The 17955-nt window shown below is 69.5% G+C and carries 12 protein-coding genes; 5 read left to right on the top strand and 7 right to left on the bottom strand.

Annotated elements, in window-relative coordinates; genetic code table 11:
* Nucleotides 1-9: 9 nt before the first annotated feature.
* The 6 genes from ACFYWG_RS18310 to ACFYWG_RS18285 form a co-directional block, all read right to left on the bottom strand.
* On the bottom strand, nt 10-972 hold the full coding sequence (locus ACFYWG_RS18310) for an ABC transporter permease (protein ID WP_376334672.1): 963 nt from the start codon (nt 970-972) through the stop codon (nt 10-12).
* Nucleotides 965-1894 (bottom strand): ABC transporter permease, encoded by a 930-nt coding sequence (locus tag ACFYWG_RS18305; RefSeq protein WP_333932341.1) that lies wholly within the window; start codon nt 1892-1894, stop codon nt 965-967. The genes ACFYWG_RS18310 and ACFYWG_RS18305 overlap by 8 nt, the downstream gene beginning before the upstream one ends.
* A 132-nt stretch (nt 1895-2026) precedes the next feature.
* Nucleotides 2027-3640 (bottom strand): ABC transporter substrate-binding protein, encoded by a 1614-nt coding sequence (locus ACFYWG_RS18300; RefSeq protein ID WP_383505736.1) that lies wholly within the window; start codon nt 3638-3640, stop codon nt 2027-2029.
* 653 nt (nt 3641-4293) lie between these two features.
* Nucleotides 4294-6201: a translational GTPase TypA gene (gene typA, locus ACFYWG_RS18295; protein WP_383505733.1), complete on the bottom strand. Its 1908-nt coding sequence runs from the start codon at nt 6199-6201 to the stop codon at nt 4294-4296.
* A gap of 154 nt (nt 6202-6355) precedes the next feature.
* Nucleotides 6356-7033 carry a hypothetical protein gene (locus ACFYWG_RS18290; RefSeq protein ID WP_389202220.1) on the bottom strand — a complete coding sequence of 226 codons (678 nt, stop codon included), beginning with the start codon at nt 7031-7033 and terminating at the stop codon, nt 6356-6358.
* A gap of 116 nt (nt 7034-7149) precedes the next feature.
* Nucleotides 7150-9315, bottom strand: a complete 2166-nt coding sequence (locus ACFYWG_RS18285; RefSeq protein ID WP_389202218.1) for an ABC transporter family substrate-binding protein — start codon at nt 9313-9315, stop codon at nt 7150-7152.
* Nucleotides 9316-9604: 289 nt separating this feature from the next.
* On the opposite strand from ACFYWG_RS18285, the gene ACFYWG_RS18280 reads away from it, so the two are divergent.
* Genes ACFYWG_RS18280 through ACFYWG_RS18265 form a run of 4 tightly spaced genes read left to right on the top strand, consistent with a single transcriptional unit; the run spans nt 9605 to nt 13519 of the window.
* Nucleotides 9605-9895: a hypothetical protein gene (locus tag ACFYWG_RS18280; RefSeq protein WP_376334681.1), complete on the top strand. Its 291-nt coding sequence runs from the start codon at nt 9605-9607 to the stop codon at nt 9893-9895.
* A gap of 55 nt (nt 9896-9950) precedes the next feature.
* A complete protein-coding gene (locus tag ACFYWG_RS18275; RefSeq protein ID WP_376334683.1) occupies nt 9951-10787 on the top strand; it encodes a hypothetical protein in 837 nt (278 codons plus the stop codon).
* A gap of 18 nt (nt 10788-10805) precedes the next feature.
* Nucleotides 10806-12746 (top strand): fumarate reductase/succinate dehydrogenase flavoprotein subunit, encoded by a 1941-nt coding sequence (locus ACFYWG_RS18270; RefSeq protein WP_389202215.1) that lies wholly within the window; start codon nt 10806-10808, stop codon nt 12744-12746.
* Nucleotides 12743-13519, top strand: a complete 777-nt coding sequence (locus tag ACFYWG_RS18265; RefSeq protein ID WP_389202213.1) for a succinate dehydrogenase/fumarate reductase iron-sulfur subunit — start codon at nt 12743-12745, stop codon at nt 13517-13519. Before ACFYWG_RS18270 ends, ACFYWG_RS18265 begins: the two co-directional genes overlap by 4 nt.
* Nucleotides 13520-13561: 42 nt before the next feature.
* Here ACFYWG_RS18265 and ACFYWG_RS18260 read toward each other — a convergent pair whose 3' ends face one another.
* Entirely contained in the window at nt 13562-14695 is a 1134-nt protein-coding gene (locus tag ACFYWG_RS18260; RefSeq protein ID WP_389202211.1) for a hypothetical protein, read from the bottom strand.
* A gap of 300 nt (nt 14696-14995) precedes the next feature.
* Here ACFYWG_RS18260 and ACFYWG_RS18255 point away from each other — a divergent pair, with 300 nt between their 5' ends.
* The gene (locus ACFYWG_RS18255; RefSeq protein ID WP_389202209.1) at nt 14996-17950 is read left to right on the top strand and encodes a hypothetical protein; all 2955 of its coding nucleotides are present in this window, start codon (nt 14996-14998) and stop codon (nt 17948-17950) included.
* Nucleotides 17951-17955: the final 5 nt, after the last annotated feature.

Below are 17955 nucleotides of genomic sequence, written 5' to 3'. Positions count from 1 at the left end.
ACGCCTCCCTCAGCGCATCTTGGGGTCGAGGGCGTTGCGTACCGCATCGCCGAACATCAGGAACGACAGCACCGTGATCGACACCATCACCGAGGGGATGATCAGGGTGTGCGGGGCGATACGGAGCTGCTCACGTCCTCGCGCCACGTCGCCGCCCCAGGATACTGCCGTGTCCCCGAGACCCACGCCCAGGAAGGACAGGGTGGCCTCGGCCGCGATGTAACCGCCGAGCGCGATGGTCGCGACGACGATGATGGGCGCGAGGGCGTTGGGCAGGATGTGCCGGAACAGGATTCGCGAGGTCGAGGCGCCGAGTGCCTTGGCGGCCACGACGTAGTCGGCCTGCTTGATGGTGATCACGGCACCGCGGGCGACTCGGGCGATCTGGGTCCAGCCGAGGAAGGCCAGGGCCATGATGACGACCCAGACGGTGCGGTTGTCGAAGGAGTTGAGGACCACCAGGGCACCGAGCAGGAACGGGATGCCGAGGAAGATGTCGGTCACCCGCGACAGCAGGGTGTCGGTCCAGCCGCCGAAGTAGCCGGCGATCATGCCGATGATCGTGCCGAGTATGGTCACGGCGACGGTGACGCCCACACCCACGGTGATCGAGGCGCGGGCACCGTAGACGACCCGGGCGTAGATCGAGCGGCCCTGCACGTCGTAGCCCAGCCAGTCCGGGGCGAAGAAGTGGCCCCAGTTCGGCTTGCCGAGGTAGTGCTTGGCCAGGTCGGCGTCGCGCGGGGAGGCGCTGGTGAACAGCCCCGGCCAGAGCGACATCACCAGCAGGAAGACGATCAGCGCGGCCGAGATCAGGAACAGCGGGTTGCGCCGCAGGTCGTGCCAGGCGTCGGACCACAGGCTGCGCGGCTTGTCGGGGGCCGGGCCGGCCTCCGCCACCACGACGCCCGCGGTGCTCACGGTGTCGCCGGGAAGGGCTTCGACCTTCTTTTCGACGGTCTTGTCAGGCATACCGGATCCTCGGGTCCAGGACCGCGTACAGCAGGTCGACGATCAAGCTGGCGGCGAGGTAGATGAGCACCATCAGCGAGGCGATGCCCACGACCGTGGCACCTTCCCGCCGGGTGAGCGCGTCGTAGATCTCGAGGCCGATACCCCGCACGTTGAAGATGCCCTCGGTCACGATGGCGCCGGTCATCAGGTTTCCGACCTCGATACCGAGGAAGGTGACCACGGGGATCAGCGAGTTGCGCATCAGGTGGACACCGATGATGCGTCGGCGCGGAAGTCCCTTGGCCACGGCGGTGCGCATGTAGTCGGATCGCAGGTTCTCCGCGATCGACGTGCGGGTCAACCGGGCGACGTAGGCGAGGGAGAGCGATGCCAGCACGGTGGCCGGAAGCGCGAGCTGAGCCCAGTCCGTCGAGTCGGTCACGGTGGGGGTGGTGACCGACCACTTGAACGCGAACAGGTACTGCAGCAGGAAGCCCAGCACGAAGGACGGCATCGAGACGAGGACCAGCGTCAGCGTCAGCAGGCCGCGGTCGCGCAGCGTGTCGGGGCGCAGGCCGGCGACGACACCCAGGCCGATGCCCACGAGCGTGACGAAGGTGAACGCGAAGATCGTGAGCCTGATCGTCACCGGGAACGCGTCCGCGATGATGTCGGCGATCGGCCGCTGACTGGCGATCTGCGTACCGAAGTCGCCCTGGAACAGGCCGGTCATGTAGTTCACGTACTGCTGAAGGAGCGGCTGGTCGAGGCCGAGTTCCTTCTTGATGCTCGCGACCACCGTCGGGTCGTACGCCTGGTCTCCCATCATGGCCCGGACGGGGTCGCCGGGCAGGGCGTACATCATGCAGAAGATGAGCAGGGTTGACCCGATGAAGACCGGGATCATCTGGAGCAGTCGTCGTGCGACATAGCGCCCCATAGGTGCCTCCGTGAGGGGTTAACGCAGGTGCGGGGGCCGTCTCCTGGTGGTGAGACGGCCCCCCGCACCTCCCACCGCCACCTGGGTGGCGGCGGGCTTACGGCCGAGTGGGAAGAGCCCGGAGGACTCCTCTTACTTGGTGGTGACGGCCCACACTTCGAGGTCACCGTGGAAGTCGACGTTGACGTTGTCGACGTTCTTACCGTGGCCGCCGTTGATGCGGTAGTACCAGAGCGGGATGGCCGGCATGTGCTCGACCAGCTTCTTCTCGACCTCCTGGAAGGCCTTCACGGACTCGTCCAGGGACTTGGCCTTGTCCGCCTTGTTCATCAGCGAGTCGATCTCCTTGTTGGAGAAGCGACCGTTGTTGGCCTCGGCGGTGGTGTGGTACAGCTCCTTCATGAAGTTGGCGTTGACCGGGTAGTCGGCGACCCAGCCACCGCGGTACATGCCCTTCACCTGGTCGTTGTCACGGGCCTCGAGGTCCGTGGCGAAGTCGGGCTTCGGGTCACCCGTGCAGTCGACACCGGTGTTCTTGCGGATGGACTCGCAGACCGCGGTCACCCACTCCTTGTGCCCACCGTCGGTGTTGTACTGGATGGTGAACTTGTTGCCCGGGACGCCGCCACCCTCCTTGATGAGCTGCTTGGCCTTCGCCGGGTTGTACGTGAACACGTCCGTGTCCAGGTTCTGGTAGCCCTTGACACCGGGCGGCGTGAAGCCCTTGGCCGGCGTACGGGTGTTGTTCAGAACCGTCTTGGTGATCGTGTCGCGGTCGATCGCCATCGACAGACCCTGCAGGACCTTCGGGTCGATGTCCTTGAAGGTCTTGGAGTAGAACGCCGGGGTCAGCGTCTGGATGGCCGCGTACGGCTGCTCGATGGCGCCGTCGCCCAGGTCCTGCTTGTACTTCGGCAGGTCCGTCGGGCCGACCTGGCGGATCATGTCCAGGTTGCCGGAGACGACGTCCTTGTACGCGGCCTCGAGGGTCGTGTACGCCTTGAACTGGACGCCCTTGTTCTTGGCCTTGTTCGGGCCCTGGTAGCCGTCCCAGGCCTTGACCTGGATGAGCTTCTTGTGGTCCCACTTCTCGAACTTGTAGGGACCGTTGCCGACCGGCTTCTGGCCGAAGGCCTTCGGGTCGTCGTAGAAGACCTTGGGCAGCGGGGCCCAGGTGGTGTAGCCGAGCTTGTAGTTGAAGTACGGCATCGTGTACTTCAGCTCGATGGTGAAGGTGTGGTCGTCCACGGCCTTCAGGCCGGACATGGCCTCGGCCTTCGGGTCACCCTTCTCCGGGTGGACATCGTCGTAGCCCTTGATGTCCTGGAACCAGAAGGAGTTCTGCTGGTTGTTCTTGATGTTGGCGTACCAGTTCCAAGCGTCGATGTACGACTTGGAGGTGACTTCTTCGCCGTTGTGGAACTTCCAGCCCTTCTTGAGCTTGACCGTCCACGTCTTCGAGTCGTCGGTGGTGATCGACTCGGCGTTCGTGTAGACGATGTCGCCCTTGGCGTCGAAGTCCAGCAGCTGGGTGAAGAGCGACTGGATCACGTACGAGCCGTTGCTCTCGTTCGTGTCGGCCGGGATCAGCGGCTTCTGCGGCTCGCCGACGTCGATCGACACGTAGCCGGCAGGTCCGGAACCCTTGCTCTTGCTCTCACCATCACTGTCGCCGCCGCAGGCGGTGGCGGCCAGGGCGACCACAATCGCCCCCGCGACCCACTTGGCGCTCCTGGCACCGCGCATGGGTTCCTCCTAAGAAGTCATTGGTTCACCGCAAAGGGAGCACAGACGGACCACCGCCACCGCCCGTCGCCGGTGCCGGAAATCGTCAGGTGCCCCCGCGCTCGTGAGTCTGCGCCGCTGCCGGCGAGTGACCCGTTCGTCCGAGCTCTACGCGCCTAACTATCTGCCAAACGCCAGGACCGAACCACACTCTCGAGGTCTCGGTTCGATCACAGCTCTCGCATACATCTTCCAAAATCCGGACAAAGGGTTTGGTGAAAGATCCCTGCGAAACGGACTTGTTACACATCTATCGGTGGCGGCTGTCCGCATTCCGGACGCGAGAGGGAGAAAAACCGCTTGCGGTCGTCGCGGCCCCCGTGCAGGGTTCCAGCGGAGCCGGCCGCACTCTCAACGAGGCTGTGCGGCACGGAGGTTGTGCGACGCCGGAATCGTGAGGCGCGCCACTTCCGCAGCAGGGTAGTGGCGGTGGCCCTCCCGCGGCGGCCGCGGCAGGCAGATCAAGGGTTTTCCCTACCCTTTTCCTCGGCGTTCCCCGGCGTTCCCGGGCGTCGCCCGTCCTTCAAGGGGCGTCGCCCGTCCTTCAACAGGACAGCACCGGGTCCCCCGCGCCGTTGCGGGGTCCCCGGTGCTGTGCGCTGTGCGGGAGGGCGTCAGCCGTGCTTGGCGCGGCTCGCGGCGCGGGCGCGCTCACGGGCGTCCAGGTTCACCTTGCGGATGCGCACGGCCTCCGGGGTGACCTCGACGCACTCGTCGTCGCGGCAGAACTCCAGGGACTGCTCCAGCGACAGCTTGCGGGGCGGGACGATGGACTCCGTCACATCGGCGGTCGAGGACCGCATGTTCGTGAGCTTCTTCTCCTTGGTGATGTTGACGTCCATGTCGTCGGCGCGCGAGTTCTCGCCGACGATCATGCCCTCGTACACCTCGGTGCCCGGCTCGACGAACAGCACGCCGCGCTCCTGGAGGTTGGTCATCGCGAACGCGGTGACCGCACCGGAGCGGTCGGCGACCAGGGAGCCGTTGTTACGGGTCTGGAGCGTGCCGAACCAGGGCTCGAAGCCCTCGTGGATGGAGTGGCCGATGCCCGTGCCGCGGGTCTGGGTCAGGAACTCGGTACGGAAGCCGATGAGACCGCGGGAGGGCACCACGAACTCCATGCGCACCCAGCCGGAGCCGTGGTTCGACATGTTGTCCATGCGGCCCTTGCGGACGCCCATGAGCTGCGTGACCGCGCCCATGTGCTCCTCGGGCACGTCGATCGTCATGCGCTCGACCGGCTCGTACGTCTTGCCGTCGACCTCCTTGGTGACGACCTGCGGCTTGCCGATGGTCAGCTCGAAGCCCTCCCGGCGCATCGTCTCGACCAGGATGGCCAGCGCCAGCTCGCCGCGGCCCTGCACCTCCCAGGCGTCCGGCCGCTCGGTGTCCAGCACCCGGAGGCTGACGTTACCGATCAGCTCGCGGTCGAGGCGGTCCTTGACCTGGCGGGCGGTGACCTTGCGGTCCTTGACGGCCGCCTTGTTGTCGGCGCCCTTGCCGGTGGCGCCGCGGCCGACCAGCGGGGAGGTGTTGGTGCCGATGACCATGGAGATCGCGGGCTCGTCGACCGTGATCAGCGGCAGGGCGACCGGGTTCTCCGGGTCGGCCAGGGTCTCGCCGATCATGATGTCCGGGATACCGGCGACCGCGCAGATGTCACCGGGGCCGGCCTTCTCCGCGGGCTTGCGGGTGAGCGCCTCGGTCATCATCAGCTCGGAGATGCGCACGTTGCTGACGGACCCGTCGCGCTTCATCCACGCGACCGTCTGGCCCTTGCGCAGCTCACCCTGCTCGACGCGCAGCAGCGCGATACGGCCGAGGAAGTTGTCGGCGTCCAGGTTGGTGACGTGGGCCTGGAGCGGGGCCTCCTCGTCGTAGGTCGGGGCCGGGATGTGCTCCAGGATCGTGGAGAAGAACGGCTCCAGGCTGGTGGAGTCGGACGGGACCGTGCCGTTGTCCGGCTTCGTCAGCGAGGCGATGCCGTCGCGGCCGCACGCGTAGACGATCGGGAACTCGATCTGCTCCTCGTCGGCGTCCAGGTCGAGGAAGAGGTCGTAGGTCTCGTTGACGACCTCGTCGATCCGGGAGTCCGGGCGGTCCGTCTTGTTGATGCACAGGATGACGGGCAGGCGCTGCTGGAGGGCCTTGCGCAGCACGAAGCGGGTCTGCGGCAGCGGCCCCTCGGAGGCGTCCACGAGCAGGACGACGCCGTCGACCATCGACAGGCCGCGCTCGACCTCACCACCGAAGTCGGCGTGGCCGGGGGTGTCGATGATGTTGATGGTGATGGGTTCCCCGCCGTCCTTGGGGTGATACTTCACCGCCGTGTTCTTGGCGAGGATCGTGATGCCCTTCTCACGCTCCAGGTCGTTCGAGTCCATCATGCGGTCGTCGACCGAGTCGAGCTGGTGGGCGGCGAAGGCACCGGCCTGCTTCAGCATGCCGTCGACGATGGTGGTCTTGCCGTGGTCGACGTGGGCGACGATGGCGACGTTGCGGATGTCGTGGCGCGTGGCCATAAAGCGGCGATCTCCCGGAGTGTGAGGAAGGGGCCGTCGCGTACGTCTGTGTTACGCGGACCCTGCCGGGCTCAACATGCCACGGCCTCACCCCATGGTACGGGTCCGGGCCCCCGGAGGTGACCCGGGCCGTGTCGGCGCAGGTCAGAGCGGCTCAAAAGGGCTCAGCGCCGGTGGGTCCCGGTCCGTCGGACACGGTGCCGTGGCAAGCCAGCCGGGCGGCCGCCCGGCCGAGAGCCGAGTCCGGGCGCTCGCGGCAGTCGATCAGGCCGGCGATGTCGACCGTCCAGCTGCCGGCATGGCCCGAGGCGGTCCTGCCGTCCGGGCACGTGTAGCGGAAGTCCGCCGCCACTTCCCGTACACCGGCGTACTGGGCCATGTCGCCGCCGCCTTCGGGCGTCATGCGGTCGTTGTCGAGCTCGGGGGCGGGGAGCCGGACGTCCGTGAACGCCCAGGTGTCCCCGCCCGCCTCGGCCAGGGTGGGCGCGTCGGAATCGATCTCGCCGATCTTCTTCCCGAGCGAGAAGAGAACCTCCGCGGCGGACGGTGCCGGTCCGTCGGCCCGCACGGAGGGGCTGGGGGTGTACACCCGCCACAGAGGTTGTCGCAGCGGCCCGCCGTCCGAGCCCAGCCGCTCCACGGGCGACACCCCGGTCAGCCGGTCACGCGTGGTGACGTGTGACCACGCGAAGGTGCCCTTCGCGCAGGTCTTCGCCGCGGGCGTGCCGGTCGCGCGGTGCGTGCCGTCGCCCGGTCGCACCCCCGTGCATGCCGTCACCAGAAGCCCGGCGGCCAGTGCCGTCAGGCAGGTGTGTCGTGCCGTGCCGCGCATGCGCCGGCTCCCGTCCCCCGTACGCGGACCCGCCCGGCGTCCGCACCATGATCACGTACGGACTCATGGTGCGGACGCCGGGCGGGCGGCGGCAAGGAGTTTGAGCGTTCCCAGAGCTACGGCGCGGCCGAACCCTCCGCCGAGGCCCCCGACGCGGGCTTCGCGCCCTTCTTCAGGAAGCCCATGTCCTCGTAGAGCGGCGTGCCGAAACCGAAGGCGCCCGTGTTGACCAGCGTCTTGCGGGCCGCGACCAGCTGCGGGCGCTGGAAGAGGGGGATGGAGCCGGCCGCCGCCCAGATGCGGGAGTCGGCTTTGCGGATCAGGGAGCGGGACTCGCCCTCGTCCAGGCTGGCTGCGGCCTGGTCGAAGAGCTGGTCGACCTGGTCGGTGCCGACGCGGGTGTAGTTCTGCTCGACGTTCAGCGAGCCGTCGGCGGCCGGGACGGGCTTGGCGTAGACGGGGCGGGCGTCGGTGGCCGGGTAGGCGCTGGAGGGCCAGGACCACAGGGCGAGGTCGTACTGGCCGGAGGCGATGTGGTCCTTGAAGTAGGACTCGTCGGAGACCTTGGAGATCTCCGTGCCGATGCCGACGCGCTCCAGCATGCCGGAGATCCGCTCGGCGACCGTGCGCAGCGCCCCCGAGCCCGGCCCGGAGGGGAGCACGAAGCGCAGGGTGAGCGCCTTGCCGTTCTTGGCCAGCCGGGCGGCCTCCTGGTTGGCCGGGGCGGCGCTGCCCTGCGGGGCGTACGCGCCGGGTGCGCCGCCCTGGTGGGCCTGCTGGCGGTCGGCGGGGTCGAGCGCGCGCGGGGCCTTGTCGTCCTGCCCGACGATGTAGGTGCCGTCGTCGCCGGAGGTGTCCCCGGAGTCGGCCTTCTCGCCCTCGGCGCCCGCCGCCTTCTCCTTCTCCTTGTCCTTCTTCTCCTTCTTGACCGGGCCGCCGCGCACCCACCCGGCGTCGGCGAGCAGGGCCTGTGCCTCCTCGGTGTCCTGGCCGCCGAGGGCGCCGCTGCCGTCGGCGTAGGCGGCCTGCCCGGACAGGGCCAGGTGGCTGCCGACCGGGACGGCGGGCAGCCCGAGCGGCTTGAGCACGGCCTCGGCGAGTTCCTTGCGGTCCAGCGCCCGGGCGACGGCCCTGCGGACGCGCTCGTCGGCGAGCGGCCCCTCGGCGCCGTTCAGGGCGAGCTGGGTGTAGGCCGGTTCCAGGGACTTGCGCACCTCGAAGCCCCCGAGGGCCTGCTGCTGCCGGGCGTACCTGGCGGCGGCCTTGCGGAGCTTCGTGCGGGCGAGGGTCTCCTCGTCGGCGGCGTCCTCGTCGGAGCCGTTGGCGACGGCCCAGGACGTCAGGTCGTCCGCGGCGGACCGGTCGGCGCCCGGGCCCATCATCGGGCTGCTGGAGCTGTGGGGGCGGGCGGCGACGGTGATGCGGCGGGCCGCGGTGGGGTCGATCTCGGCCAGGTCGAGGTCGCCGGCGGCCAGTTCCGCGGCCCGCTTGTCCCGCGGGACGGAGCGCAGCACGATCCCGGACAGCTTGGCGCGCTCGCCCCACCAGCGCGGGTTGCGGGCGAGGGTGATCTCCTCGTCCTCGCGGTCGACCTTCTTCACGGTGAAGGGTCCCGCGCTGACCTCGAGCTTCTTGCGGGCTCCGTCGTTGAAGGCGTCCGGGGTGCCCGTGACGTCCTTCGGGTAGAGCGGCGAGAACAGCGAGCGCCAGTCGGCGTAGGGCCGGCTGAAGGTGACGCGCACCTCCAGGGCGCTGTCGCCGCGCTCGACCTTCTGGATGCGGTCGTAGCCGGCGTTGCGGGCGGTCCAGTAGGCGGTGTCCTTGCCGGACAGGGCGCGCCACTGGGCGGCGAAGTCGGCCGCGCCGATCTCCCGGCCGTCGCTCCATACGGCCTGCTGGTTGAGCTTGTAGAGCACCACCTGCTTGGGCTCGGTCTCGACGACCTCGGCGGACTCCAGGTAGTCCGCGTTGCGCTCGGGGCGGCCGGAGGCGTTCATCCGGAACATCGACGGCAGGACGGCCTGCGCGACGCGGCCGGTGGTGGTGTCGGCGTCGGACTGGAAGGTGTTCAGGGTGTCGGGCACCGAGTCGACGGCCCAGCGCAGGGTGCCGCCGTCGGCGATCCGGTCGCGGTCGGCGGGGCGGATGTCCTGGCCCGCGAGCGGCTTGCCGGCGGGGTCCTCGGAACCGCATCCGGCGAGCGCGGGCACCGCGAGGACGCCCGCGGTCAGGAAGGCGGCCGAGCGCGCGAGGGCGCGTGGGCCGACGCTGTGCTGGGACATCTGTGCTACCTCCGGGGAGCCGCGGGCGTTACGATCACATTTGGCGGTATTTGGAGCTTGTCTGATGTATGCGGCCACTGAAGAGGAAAGGGTTCGGCAACACAGGGCGACACGGCGGTCACGGACGGCACATCACTCGTCCGGCGCAACGAACCCGCCGACTGCACCCGCACACCCCGGCCAATCGATGCACATCCCTTCACAGCGCAAGGTGTGACGCGCAACACTCGCAGGCGCATGAACGTTGCCGCCTTGGGCCGTGAAGGACCCGTGGAAGTGAGGGCAAGTCATGTCCGTTCACGACGAACTGACGTCAGTCCAGCGCAGTCTCGACGACCTGTTCCGCTCGCTCGGGCGCCTGGAGAAGCAGGTCGGCACCGGCGGCCTGGAGATGCGCCGCGTCCGCGCCGACGCCAGCCACCTGCGCGAGAGCGTCGCCCTGCTGCGTGAGGCGGCCGCCTCACCCGCAGCGCCCCAGCGCCCCGAGCTGGTCACCATCTCGGACGCCCCCTACGACCCCACCCTGTGGATCGACTCGGACGACGAGGGTCTCGGCGCCCGGGACCGGCGCGCTCCCTGACCGGGAGGGCGTCGAGCGACCGGCACCTCCCCCGACACCCGACCGGAGTCGTCACGTGGCCACTGGTACGGAACCTCCCGCCACCGATCCCCGTCCGAGAAGCGGCGGCGTGCGGACGGGCGGGCGCGCCGCGATCGCCGCCCCACACCTGCGCACCGACCGCTGGTGGCTGGCCCCGGCCGGCACGGTCGCGGGCCTGCTCGCCTTCATCGCGTACTCGACCTGGCGGGCCTTCGCCAACGCCGACTACTACGCGGCGCCCTACGTCTCGCCCTTCTACTCCCCCTGCCTGGCGGAGAACTGCGAGCCGATGAAGGGCGGCCCCAACTGGGAGATCTTCGGCAGCTGGTGGGGGATCTCCCCCGCGATCATCATCCTGATCTTCCCGCTCGGCTTCCGGCTGACCTGCTACTACTACCGCAAGGCGTACTACCGGGGCTTCTGGGCGTCCCCGCCGGCCTGCGCGGTGGCCGAGCCGCACAGGACGTACACCGGTGAGACCCGCTTCCCGCTGATCCTGCAGAACGTCCACCGGTACTTCTTCTACGCCGCGCTCCTCGTCGCCGGGATCCTGACCTACGACACCGTGCTCGCCTTCCGCGACGAGACCTACGCCTGGGGCCACATGGGCCTGGGCACCGTGGTGTTCCTGGTCAACATCGCGCTGATCTGGGCCTACACGATCTCCTGCCACTCCTGCCGGCACATCGTCGGCGGCAAGCTCAAGCACTTCTCCCGGCATCCCGTGCGCTACCGGATGTGGCAGTGGGCGGGCCGGCTCAACGCCCGCCACATGCAGCTCGCCTGGGCGTCGCTGGTCAGCGTGGCCCTCGCCGACTTGTACGTCTATCTCGTCGCGTCCGGCGTCTTCGACGATCCGCGCTTCTTCTAGAGGGATGGGGACCGACTGATGTCCGTGGTCGACCGGCAGGAATGGGACGTCGTCGTGGTGGGCGCGGGCGGTGCCGGGCTGCGCGCCGCGATCGAGGCCCGCGAGCGGGGCGCCCGCACGGCGGTGATCTGCAAGTCGCTGTTCGGCAAGGCGCACACGGTGATGGCCGAGGGCGGCATCGCCGCGGCGATGGGCAACGTCAACAGCGGCGACAACTGGCAGGTCCACTTCCGCGACACCATGCGCGGCGGGAAGTTCCTCAACCAGTGGCGGATGGCCGAACTGCACGCGCAGGAGGCGCCGCAGCGGGTCTGGGAGCTGGAGACCTGGGGCGCGCTGTTCGACCGGACGAAGGACGGCCGGATCTCCCAGCGCAACTTCGGCGGCCACGAGTACCCCCGCCTGGCCCACGTCGGCGACCGCACCGGTCTGGAGCTCATCCGCACCCTGCAGCAGAAGATCGTCTCCCTCCAGCAGGAGGACCACCGGGAGACCGGCGACCACGAGTCCCGGCTGAAGGTCTTCCAGGAGTGCACGGTCACCCGCGTGCTCAAGGACGGCGAGCGGGTCTCCGGCGTCTTCGGCTACGAACGCGAGTCCGGGCGCTTCTTCGTCCTCCAGGCGCCGGCCGTGGTGATCGCGACCGGCGGCATCGGCAAGTCCTTCAAGGTGACGTCCAACTCGTGGGAGTACACCGGCGACGGCCACGCGCTGGCGCTCCTCGCGGGCGCTCCCCTGCTGAACATGGAGTTCGTGCAGTTCCACCCGACGGGCATGGTCTGGCCGCCGTCGGTGAAGGGCATCCTCGTCACCGAGTCGGTGCGCGGCGACGGCGGTGTGCTGCGCAACTCCGACGGCGAGCGGTTCATGTTCGACTACATCCCCGACGTCTTCAAGGACAAGTACGCCGAGACCGAGGAGGAGGCCGACCGCTGGTACGACGACCCGGACCACAACCGGCGTCCGCCGGAGCTGCTCCCCCGTGACGAGGTCGCCCGGGCGATCAACTCCGAGGTGAAGGAGGGGCGCGGCTCACCGCACGGGGGCGTGTTCCTCGACGTGTCGACCCGCATGCCCGCCGAGGTCGTCAAGCGGCGGCTGCCGTCGATGTACCACCAGTTCAAGGAGCTCGCGGACGTCGACATCACCGCGGAGGCGATGGAGGTCGGCCCCACCTGCCACTACGTGATGGGCGGGATCGCCGTCGAGTCGGACACGGCCGCGGCGCGCGGGGTGCCCGGCCTGTACGCGGCCGGTGAGGTGGCCGGCGGCATGCACGGCTCCAACCGGCTCGGCGGCAACTCCCTCTCCGACCTGCTGGTCTTCGGCCGCCGCGCGGGCCTTCACGCGGCCGCCCACGCGGCGGGGCTTGCCGGGGCCCGCCCGGTGGTGGACGACCTGCTGATCGAAGCCGCGGCGGCCGAGGCCCTGCGGCCCTTCTCCGCCGAGGCCGAGACCGGACCGTCGTCGGGCGGCCCGCCGGAGAACCCCTACACGCTGCACCAGGAACTGCAGCAGACCATGAACGACCTGGTCGGCATCATCCGCCGCGAGCCGGAGATGAAGCAGGCCCTGGAGAAGCTGGCGGAGCTGCGGGTCCGGGCCCGCCGGGCCGGGGTCGAGGGGCACCGGCAGTTCAACCCGGGCTGGCACCTCGCCCTGGACCTGCGGAACATGCTGCTGGTCAGCGAGTGCGTGGCGCGGGCCGCGCTGGAGCGCACCGAGTCGCGCGGCGGCCACACCCGCGAGGACCACCCGGGCATGGACCGCAAGTGGCGGCGGATCAACCTGCTGTGCGCGCTCACCGACCCGACGGGCGGACTGGCGGCGACGGACCCGGTCCGCGGCCAGATCACCCTCGGCCGCGAGACCACCGAACCCGTCCGTGCCGACCTGCTCGCCCTGTTCGACAAGGAGGAGCTGGTCAAGTACCTCGCCGAAGAGGAGCTGTACGAATGAGCGGCTACACGGCCCGTTTCAAGGTGTGGCGCGGGGACGCGGAGGGCGGCGGCCTGGAGGACTTCGAGGTCCAGGTCAACGAGGGCGAGGTGGTGCTGGACATCGTCCACCGCCTGCAGGCCACCCAGGCACCCGATCTCGCCGTGCGCTGGAACTGCAAGGCGGGCAAGTGCGGTTCGTGCTCCGCGGAGATCAACGGCCGTCCGCGGCTGATGTGCATGACGCGCATGTCGGTCTTCGACCGGGCGGAGACGATCACGGTCACGCCCCTGCGTGCCTTTCCGGTGATCCGCGACCTGGTCACGGACGTCGGCTTCAACTACCGCAAGGCCAGGGAGGTCCCGGCCTTCGTGCCGCCGGCCGGGGTCGCCCCGGGCGAGTACCGCATGATGCAGGAGGACGTGGACCGGCCGCAGGAGTTCCGCAAGTGCATCGAGTGCTTCCTGTGCCAGGACACCTGCCACGTGGTCCGGGACCACGAGGAGAACAAGCAGGCGTTCGCCGGGCCCCGCTTCCTGATGCGCGTCGCGGAGCTGGACATGCACCCGCTGGACGCGGCGGCGGAGGCGGGCCTGGACCGCAAGGCCACCGCCCAGGACGCACACGGCCTCGGCTACTGCAACATCACCAAGTGCTGCACGGAGGTCTGCCCCGAGGGCATCAAGATCACGGACAACGCCCTGATCCCCTTGAAGGAGCGCGCGATCGACCGCAAGTACGACCCGCTGGTCTGGCTGGGCTCGAAGATCAGGAGGCGCTCCTCGGCGGGCTGAGCGCCGGACGGGGGTGGTGCCCGCTACCGGGCGCCGGGCCGGTCACCGCAGCCAGTCCTCCTCGTAGGCCCGCCAGTCCGCCTCGGTGGCGGCGAAGTCGATGTAGAGGGCGACGCCGAAGCGGGCGCGGTCGGCGTCCGTGCGGGACAGGCCGAGGCGCACGCCGCGGACGGCTGCGGGGACGGTCTCGGCGTGGTTCCAGTGGCCGAAGCGGTTCTCGTGGAAGAACGGCAGCCCCATCAGCAGGTCCGTGGACGGCGGTGTGACCTCCAGCGCGAGGGACGTCTGCTGCGCCACGTAGCCGCTGTAGGTGCTCTCCAGCGGCTGCATCGTGTCGTACGACATCACGGCGATCTGGTCGACGCGGCGGGCGACCTGCCCGAAGAACCTCTGCGACCACCACTTGGGGTGGCCGGTGACGCCGCCCCACGCGGTGTGGAAGCCGGGCAGCGGATCGATCTGGTGCGCGGCGACGGAGAGCCGGGCACCGCGCGGCCGGGTCTCGCCGCGCAGGGCGTCGAGGAGGGCTAGGTAGTCGCGGTCGCCCGAGTGCAGCGGTTCGAGGTCGAGGTGGACGCCCTCGTAGCCGGTGTCCAGGACCTGCCGGGCGGATGCGACCACCGCGGCCCGGGTCGCGGGCTCGTCCAGCCGCATGCCGTCCGGGCTCTCCGTCGCGAGGACGTCGCCCAGGAAGGCCTGGACCCGCACGCCGGGCATCTCCTCGTGCACGGCGTCGACGAACCAACGCGCTCTCGGGTGAACCGACTTGGGCAGTGTCCCGTCGTGCTCCAGCGGCCCGGTGTGGACGTACAGGTCGCGGATGCCGGTGCCCCGCAGGCGGCCGGCCAGGGCCCGGACGTCGGCGTCCTTCTTGCGGCCGTCGACCCAGGCGTGGCCTAGCCAGAGGGCGTCGCGGTCGCGGGTGCGGGTCCCCGGCGCGAGGTCGCCGGTGTGGTTGACCCAGAGGGCCGTCTCGGCGGCGAGCACGGGGACGAGGAGGGCGAGGACGAGCGCGAAGGCGACGCGCCGCGCACGGCGTAACAGGCGCGCGCGACGTGCGGGTTGCGCCGCCTCCGGATCCGGCTTCACGCCCTGCGCGCCCCCGGAGGAGGCACCTTCGCTCTCCTTTGCCACCTCGTCGCCGGACACCGGCTCGGTACGGCCCGTCGTCTCCATCCGAATCCCCTTCAGACAAGGCCCGTTCCGGCGCGCCCCGCGCCGCGACCGGTCGGGATCGTGGGGCGTTGCCGCCCGGATCGCTGTGGCGGGCGTTGCCGGGGAGGACGACGAGGACCGGTGGTCCGGTTGCGGTCGGCAGTGGTGCCGGCGCCTTCTCACCGGAGTGCTCCGCCCTTGTAGGGATTCCGTAACGAGCCCTGAAGCAGCCTGAATCCCATTTGTAAGATGATCCAACTTGCCAGAGCCTGGAACGACTTGCCGAGCCGATGGTGACGGACACACGGGGGTGGGGAAGCAGTGATCCAGCCGGAGAAGATCCCGCAGTTCACGGGTGATCTGGAGCAGCTGGAGTCCGATTACGCGGCTCTGAAGAAGGACGCGGGTGATGTCCGGGGTGCGGGTGGGGACATCCATTCCCGGTTCCAGGGCCTGTCGGCGTACTACACCGCTCCGGAGGCGGAGCAGCTCTTCGCCACGACGAAGCCGGTCAAGGACAGGGCGGACGGGTTCGCCGACGAGTTGGAGACGGTGTCGGGGGCGTTGTCGTCGTATGCCACCGAGGTGCGTCCGCTGGTGGCGAAGCTGAAGCAGTTGAAGGCGGACGCGGCGGCGTTCGTGTCGTCGGTGAAGGACGACGACGAGTGGGAGTACGACGAGGACAAGGTCGGCGAGCACAACCGGCTGCGGGAGGACATCACCGCGACGGTGGCGGCGTTCTGGGCGGCCGAGCGCACCTGCCACAACAAGATCACCGCCTTGTGGGGCGGGGCGCAGATGGTGGCGGGGGACGGCTCGGAGAAGGACAACCAGTACGGCTTCAACGCGGAGGATTTGAAGAACGCGAAGCTTCCCTGGGGTGACCCGGTGGAGGAGAAGCACTACTGGTACGAGGTCGGCCACTGGGTGAAGTCGTTCGTGTGGGACGGGCTGATCGTGGACGGTGTGTGGGGCACGATCAAGGGCCTGGGCACGCTGGTCGGTTTCGGCGGCTGGGAAGCGATGGGCCAGGCCTGGAAGGGCCTGGCACAGCTCGCCACTGGCCTGGCGCTGTCGTCGATCCCGGGGGTGGCGACGGCGTTCTGGGCCCTGCCGGACGACAAACTCCCCTCCTGGATCCGTGATTCGCGCACGGCGATGAAGGAGACGGGCAAGGCGCTCGTGGCGTGGGACGAGTGGGGGAAGAATCCTGCGCGGGCTGCGGGTGCGGTCACCTTCAATGTGGTGACGACGGTGTTCACGGGTGGTGCGGGTGCTGCGGCGTCGGGTGCGGGCAAGGCCGGTGCGGTGGCGAAGGCGTTGTCGGTGGCGGGCAAGGCGGGCCGGGTCATCGACCCGATGACCTACATCGCCAAGGGCGCGGGCGCGGGGTTGTCGAAGATCGGCGACATCACCAAGGGCCTGCGCGGGGTGGGCAACATCGACATTCCCGCGCTGCCGGAGAACGCGCTGACGCTGCCGGAGGGCAGTGTGCGGCTTCCGGGCGGCACGGTGCAGCTGCCGGAAGGCGCGGCGATCCCGGAGGGTGCGACGCGGCTGCCGGACGGGACGGTGCGCCTGCCGGATGATGTGCCGGTCCTGCCGGAGGGCACGACGCGGCTGCCCACCGAGGACGGCGCCCCGGCCCGCTACTACGACCCGGACGGCAATCTGCTGGACGAGCGCGGCAATGTGCTGCAGCGGTCCGCCGACGGTCCCGGTGACGTCGTGGACCAGCCGGGCTCCCCGGACGCTCCCGCCTCCGGTGCGGACCATCCGCGGGTGGACTCCCCGGACCGGCAGCCGGTCCTGGTCGGTGCGGGCACACACACCGCCGAACAGGCCGGCCGGCACGTGCGCCTGGGCGACAGCCTCGACACCGGCCTGAGGGACGTCGGCCGCGCCACGGACAACCCGGCCACCACACCGGCCGTCCACGCCGGAGGGGACTTCCCCGGGGGCTTGGCGGGCGACCACCTGCCGGGCGGCACGGCGGGCCACACGCCGGGTGGCGGTGTGGGCGACCACATGCCGACGAACGAGCTGGACAACGGGCGTCACGGCAGCCCCGACGGCACCCCGGTGACGGGCGCGGGCCGCCCGGAGACGCCTTCCACCGCCGGCCACACGGACGGACCGGGTACGAGCGGCACGCACGGCGACGGCCCCGCCACGGGCGGCGGCGGCCACCACGAGCCCCCGGCGCCGGGCAGCGGCCTGCCCGGCGGGGCGGACGACCTGGGCCGGGGGGCGGACGACCTGGGCGCGGGCGCGGACGACGCGGCCCGGGGCGGGGACGACGTCACGGGCGGGGCGGACGACGCCGCCAGGAACAGCGACGGCGAGCCAGTCACCGGCCACCCGGCGAGCCCGGAACGCCCCAGCTTCATGCGAGACGGCGACAACCCGTACGGACCGAGGGGATCGCTGACACCCGAGCAGGTCAAGGAGATCCAGGTCTATCGCGCCAACCACGAGCCCGGGTACTTCGAGCAGCATTACTACTCTGACGGTCGTCGCCTCAACTCGAAGTTGCCCGACGAAAGCGGATACGTACCGGTTCAATTGCACGTGGATCCGGTCACCCACGTCAGAACCGCCGCGTCCGACGCTCCTCCGCCCATTCCCGAGAAGTACGTGGACGGAGCGGCGGTGAGCCGTGGACGTCACGAGGTGCTCAGTCCTGAAACGCTTAGGACATTGGACGAGGCCGCCGCTCGCAGGCGCAGCTCCATCGACTACTCCATGAGCACCGAGCGCCACAGAAACCTGCCTGACGGCGCGCTCGACGCAGAGACGGCGCTCGACAGGGCGAACGAATACAAGGCCGCGATGAACGAACGCACGAAGGCGGCCGAGGCCTTCGGTGAAGCCGTCGCGGAACACCAAGTGATCGCCGAGCTCTATCCGAACTCGACCAGGCAGCCGCTGTACGGACCGGCCAACGGCAACGATCAGTTCGATCAGTTGTGGCGCCGTGAAGACGGTGGGTTCGTCGTCGTCGAAGCGAAGTCGACAGTCGACACCCGTCTGGGAAAGCGGGATGTCCCCACGCCCGACGGCAAGCGCGCAGCCATGCAGGGCACCAGGGAATACTTCATGGACATCCTCGCCCATATGCGAAGCAGGGGGCGAGATTTCCCGAGCGAGCGGGTGCTTGCAAGGGAGCTCAAGACGGCGCTCGCACAAGGAAAGGTGGACTACATACTCGTGAAGGGGAAGGTCGATGGAGGCCAGTACGCTGGCTACGAGAAGCAGCAGTTCGACATCGGCTGACGGGA

This window comes from Streptomyces sp. NPDC003456 (genome assembly GCF_042878735.1).
Taxonomy (GTDB): Bacteria; Actinomycetota; Actinomycetes; order Streptomycetales; family Streptomycetaceae; genus Streptomyces.
Note: the sequence above shows the minus strand (reverse complement) of the source record. Positions and strands in the feature narration are given on the sequence as shown.

Bases quoted from the DNA above. Each gene is read 5' to 3' on its own strand.
- ACFYWG_RS18285 (WP_389202218.1), bottom strand. From the start codon at position 9,315: ATGTCCCAGCACAGCGTCGGCCCACGCGCCCTCGCGCGCTCGGCCGCC.
- ACFYWG_RS18260 (WP_389202211.1), bottom strand. From the start codon at position 14,695: ATGGAGACGACGGGCCGTACCGAGCCGGTGTCCGGCGACGAGGTGGCA.
- ACFYWG_RS18310 (WP_376334672.1), bottom strand. From the start codon at position 972: ATGCCTGACAAGACCGTCGAAAAGAAGGTCGAAGCCCTTCCCGGCGAC.
- ACFYWG_RS18270 (WP_389202215.1), top strand. From the start codon at position 10,806: ATGTCCGTGGTCGACCGGCAGGAATGGGACGTCGTCGTGGTGGGCGCG.
- typA (WP_383505733.1), bottom strand. From the start codon at position 6,201: ATGGCCACGCGCCACGACATCCGCAACGTCGCCATCGTCGCCCACGTC.
- ACFYWG_RS18305 (WP_333932341.1), bottom strand. From the start codon at position 1,894: ATGGGGCGCTATGTCGCACGACGACTGCTCCAGATGATCCCGGTCTTC.
- ACFYWG_RS18300 (WP_383505736.1), bottom strand. From the start codon at position 3,640: ATGCGCGGTGCCAGGAGCGCCAAGTGGGTCGCGGGGGCGATTGTGGTC.
- ACFYWG_RS18280 (WP_376334681.1), top strand. From the start codon at position 9,605: ATGTCCGTTCACGACGAACTGACGTCAGTCCAGCGCAGTCTCGACGAC.
- ACFYWG_RS18290 (WP_389202220.1), bottom strand. From the start codon at position 7,033: ATGCGCGGCACGGCACGACACACCTGCCTGACGGCACTGGCCGCCGGG.
- ACFYWG_RS18265 (WP_389202213.1), top strand. From the start codon at position 12,743: ATGAGCGGCTACACGGCCCGTTTCAAGGTGTGGCGCGGGGACGCGGAG.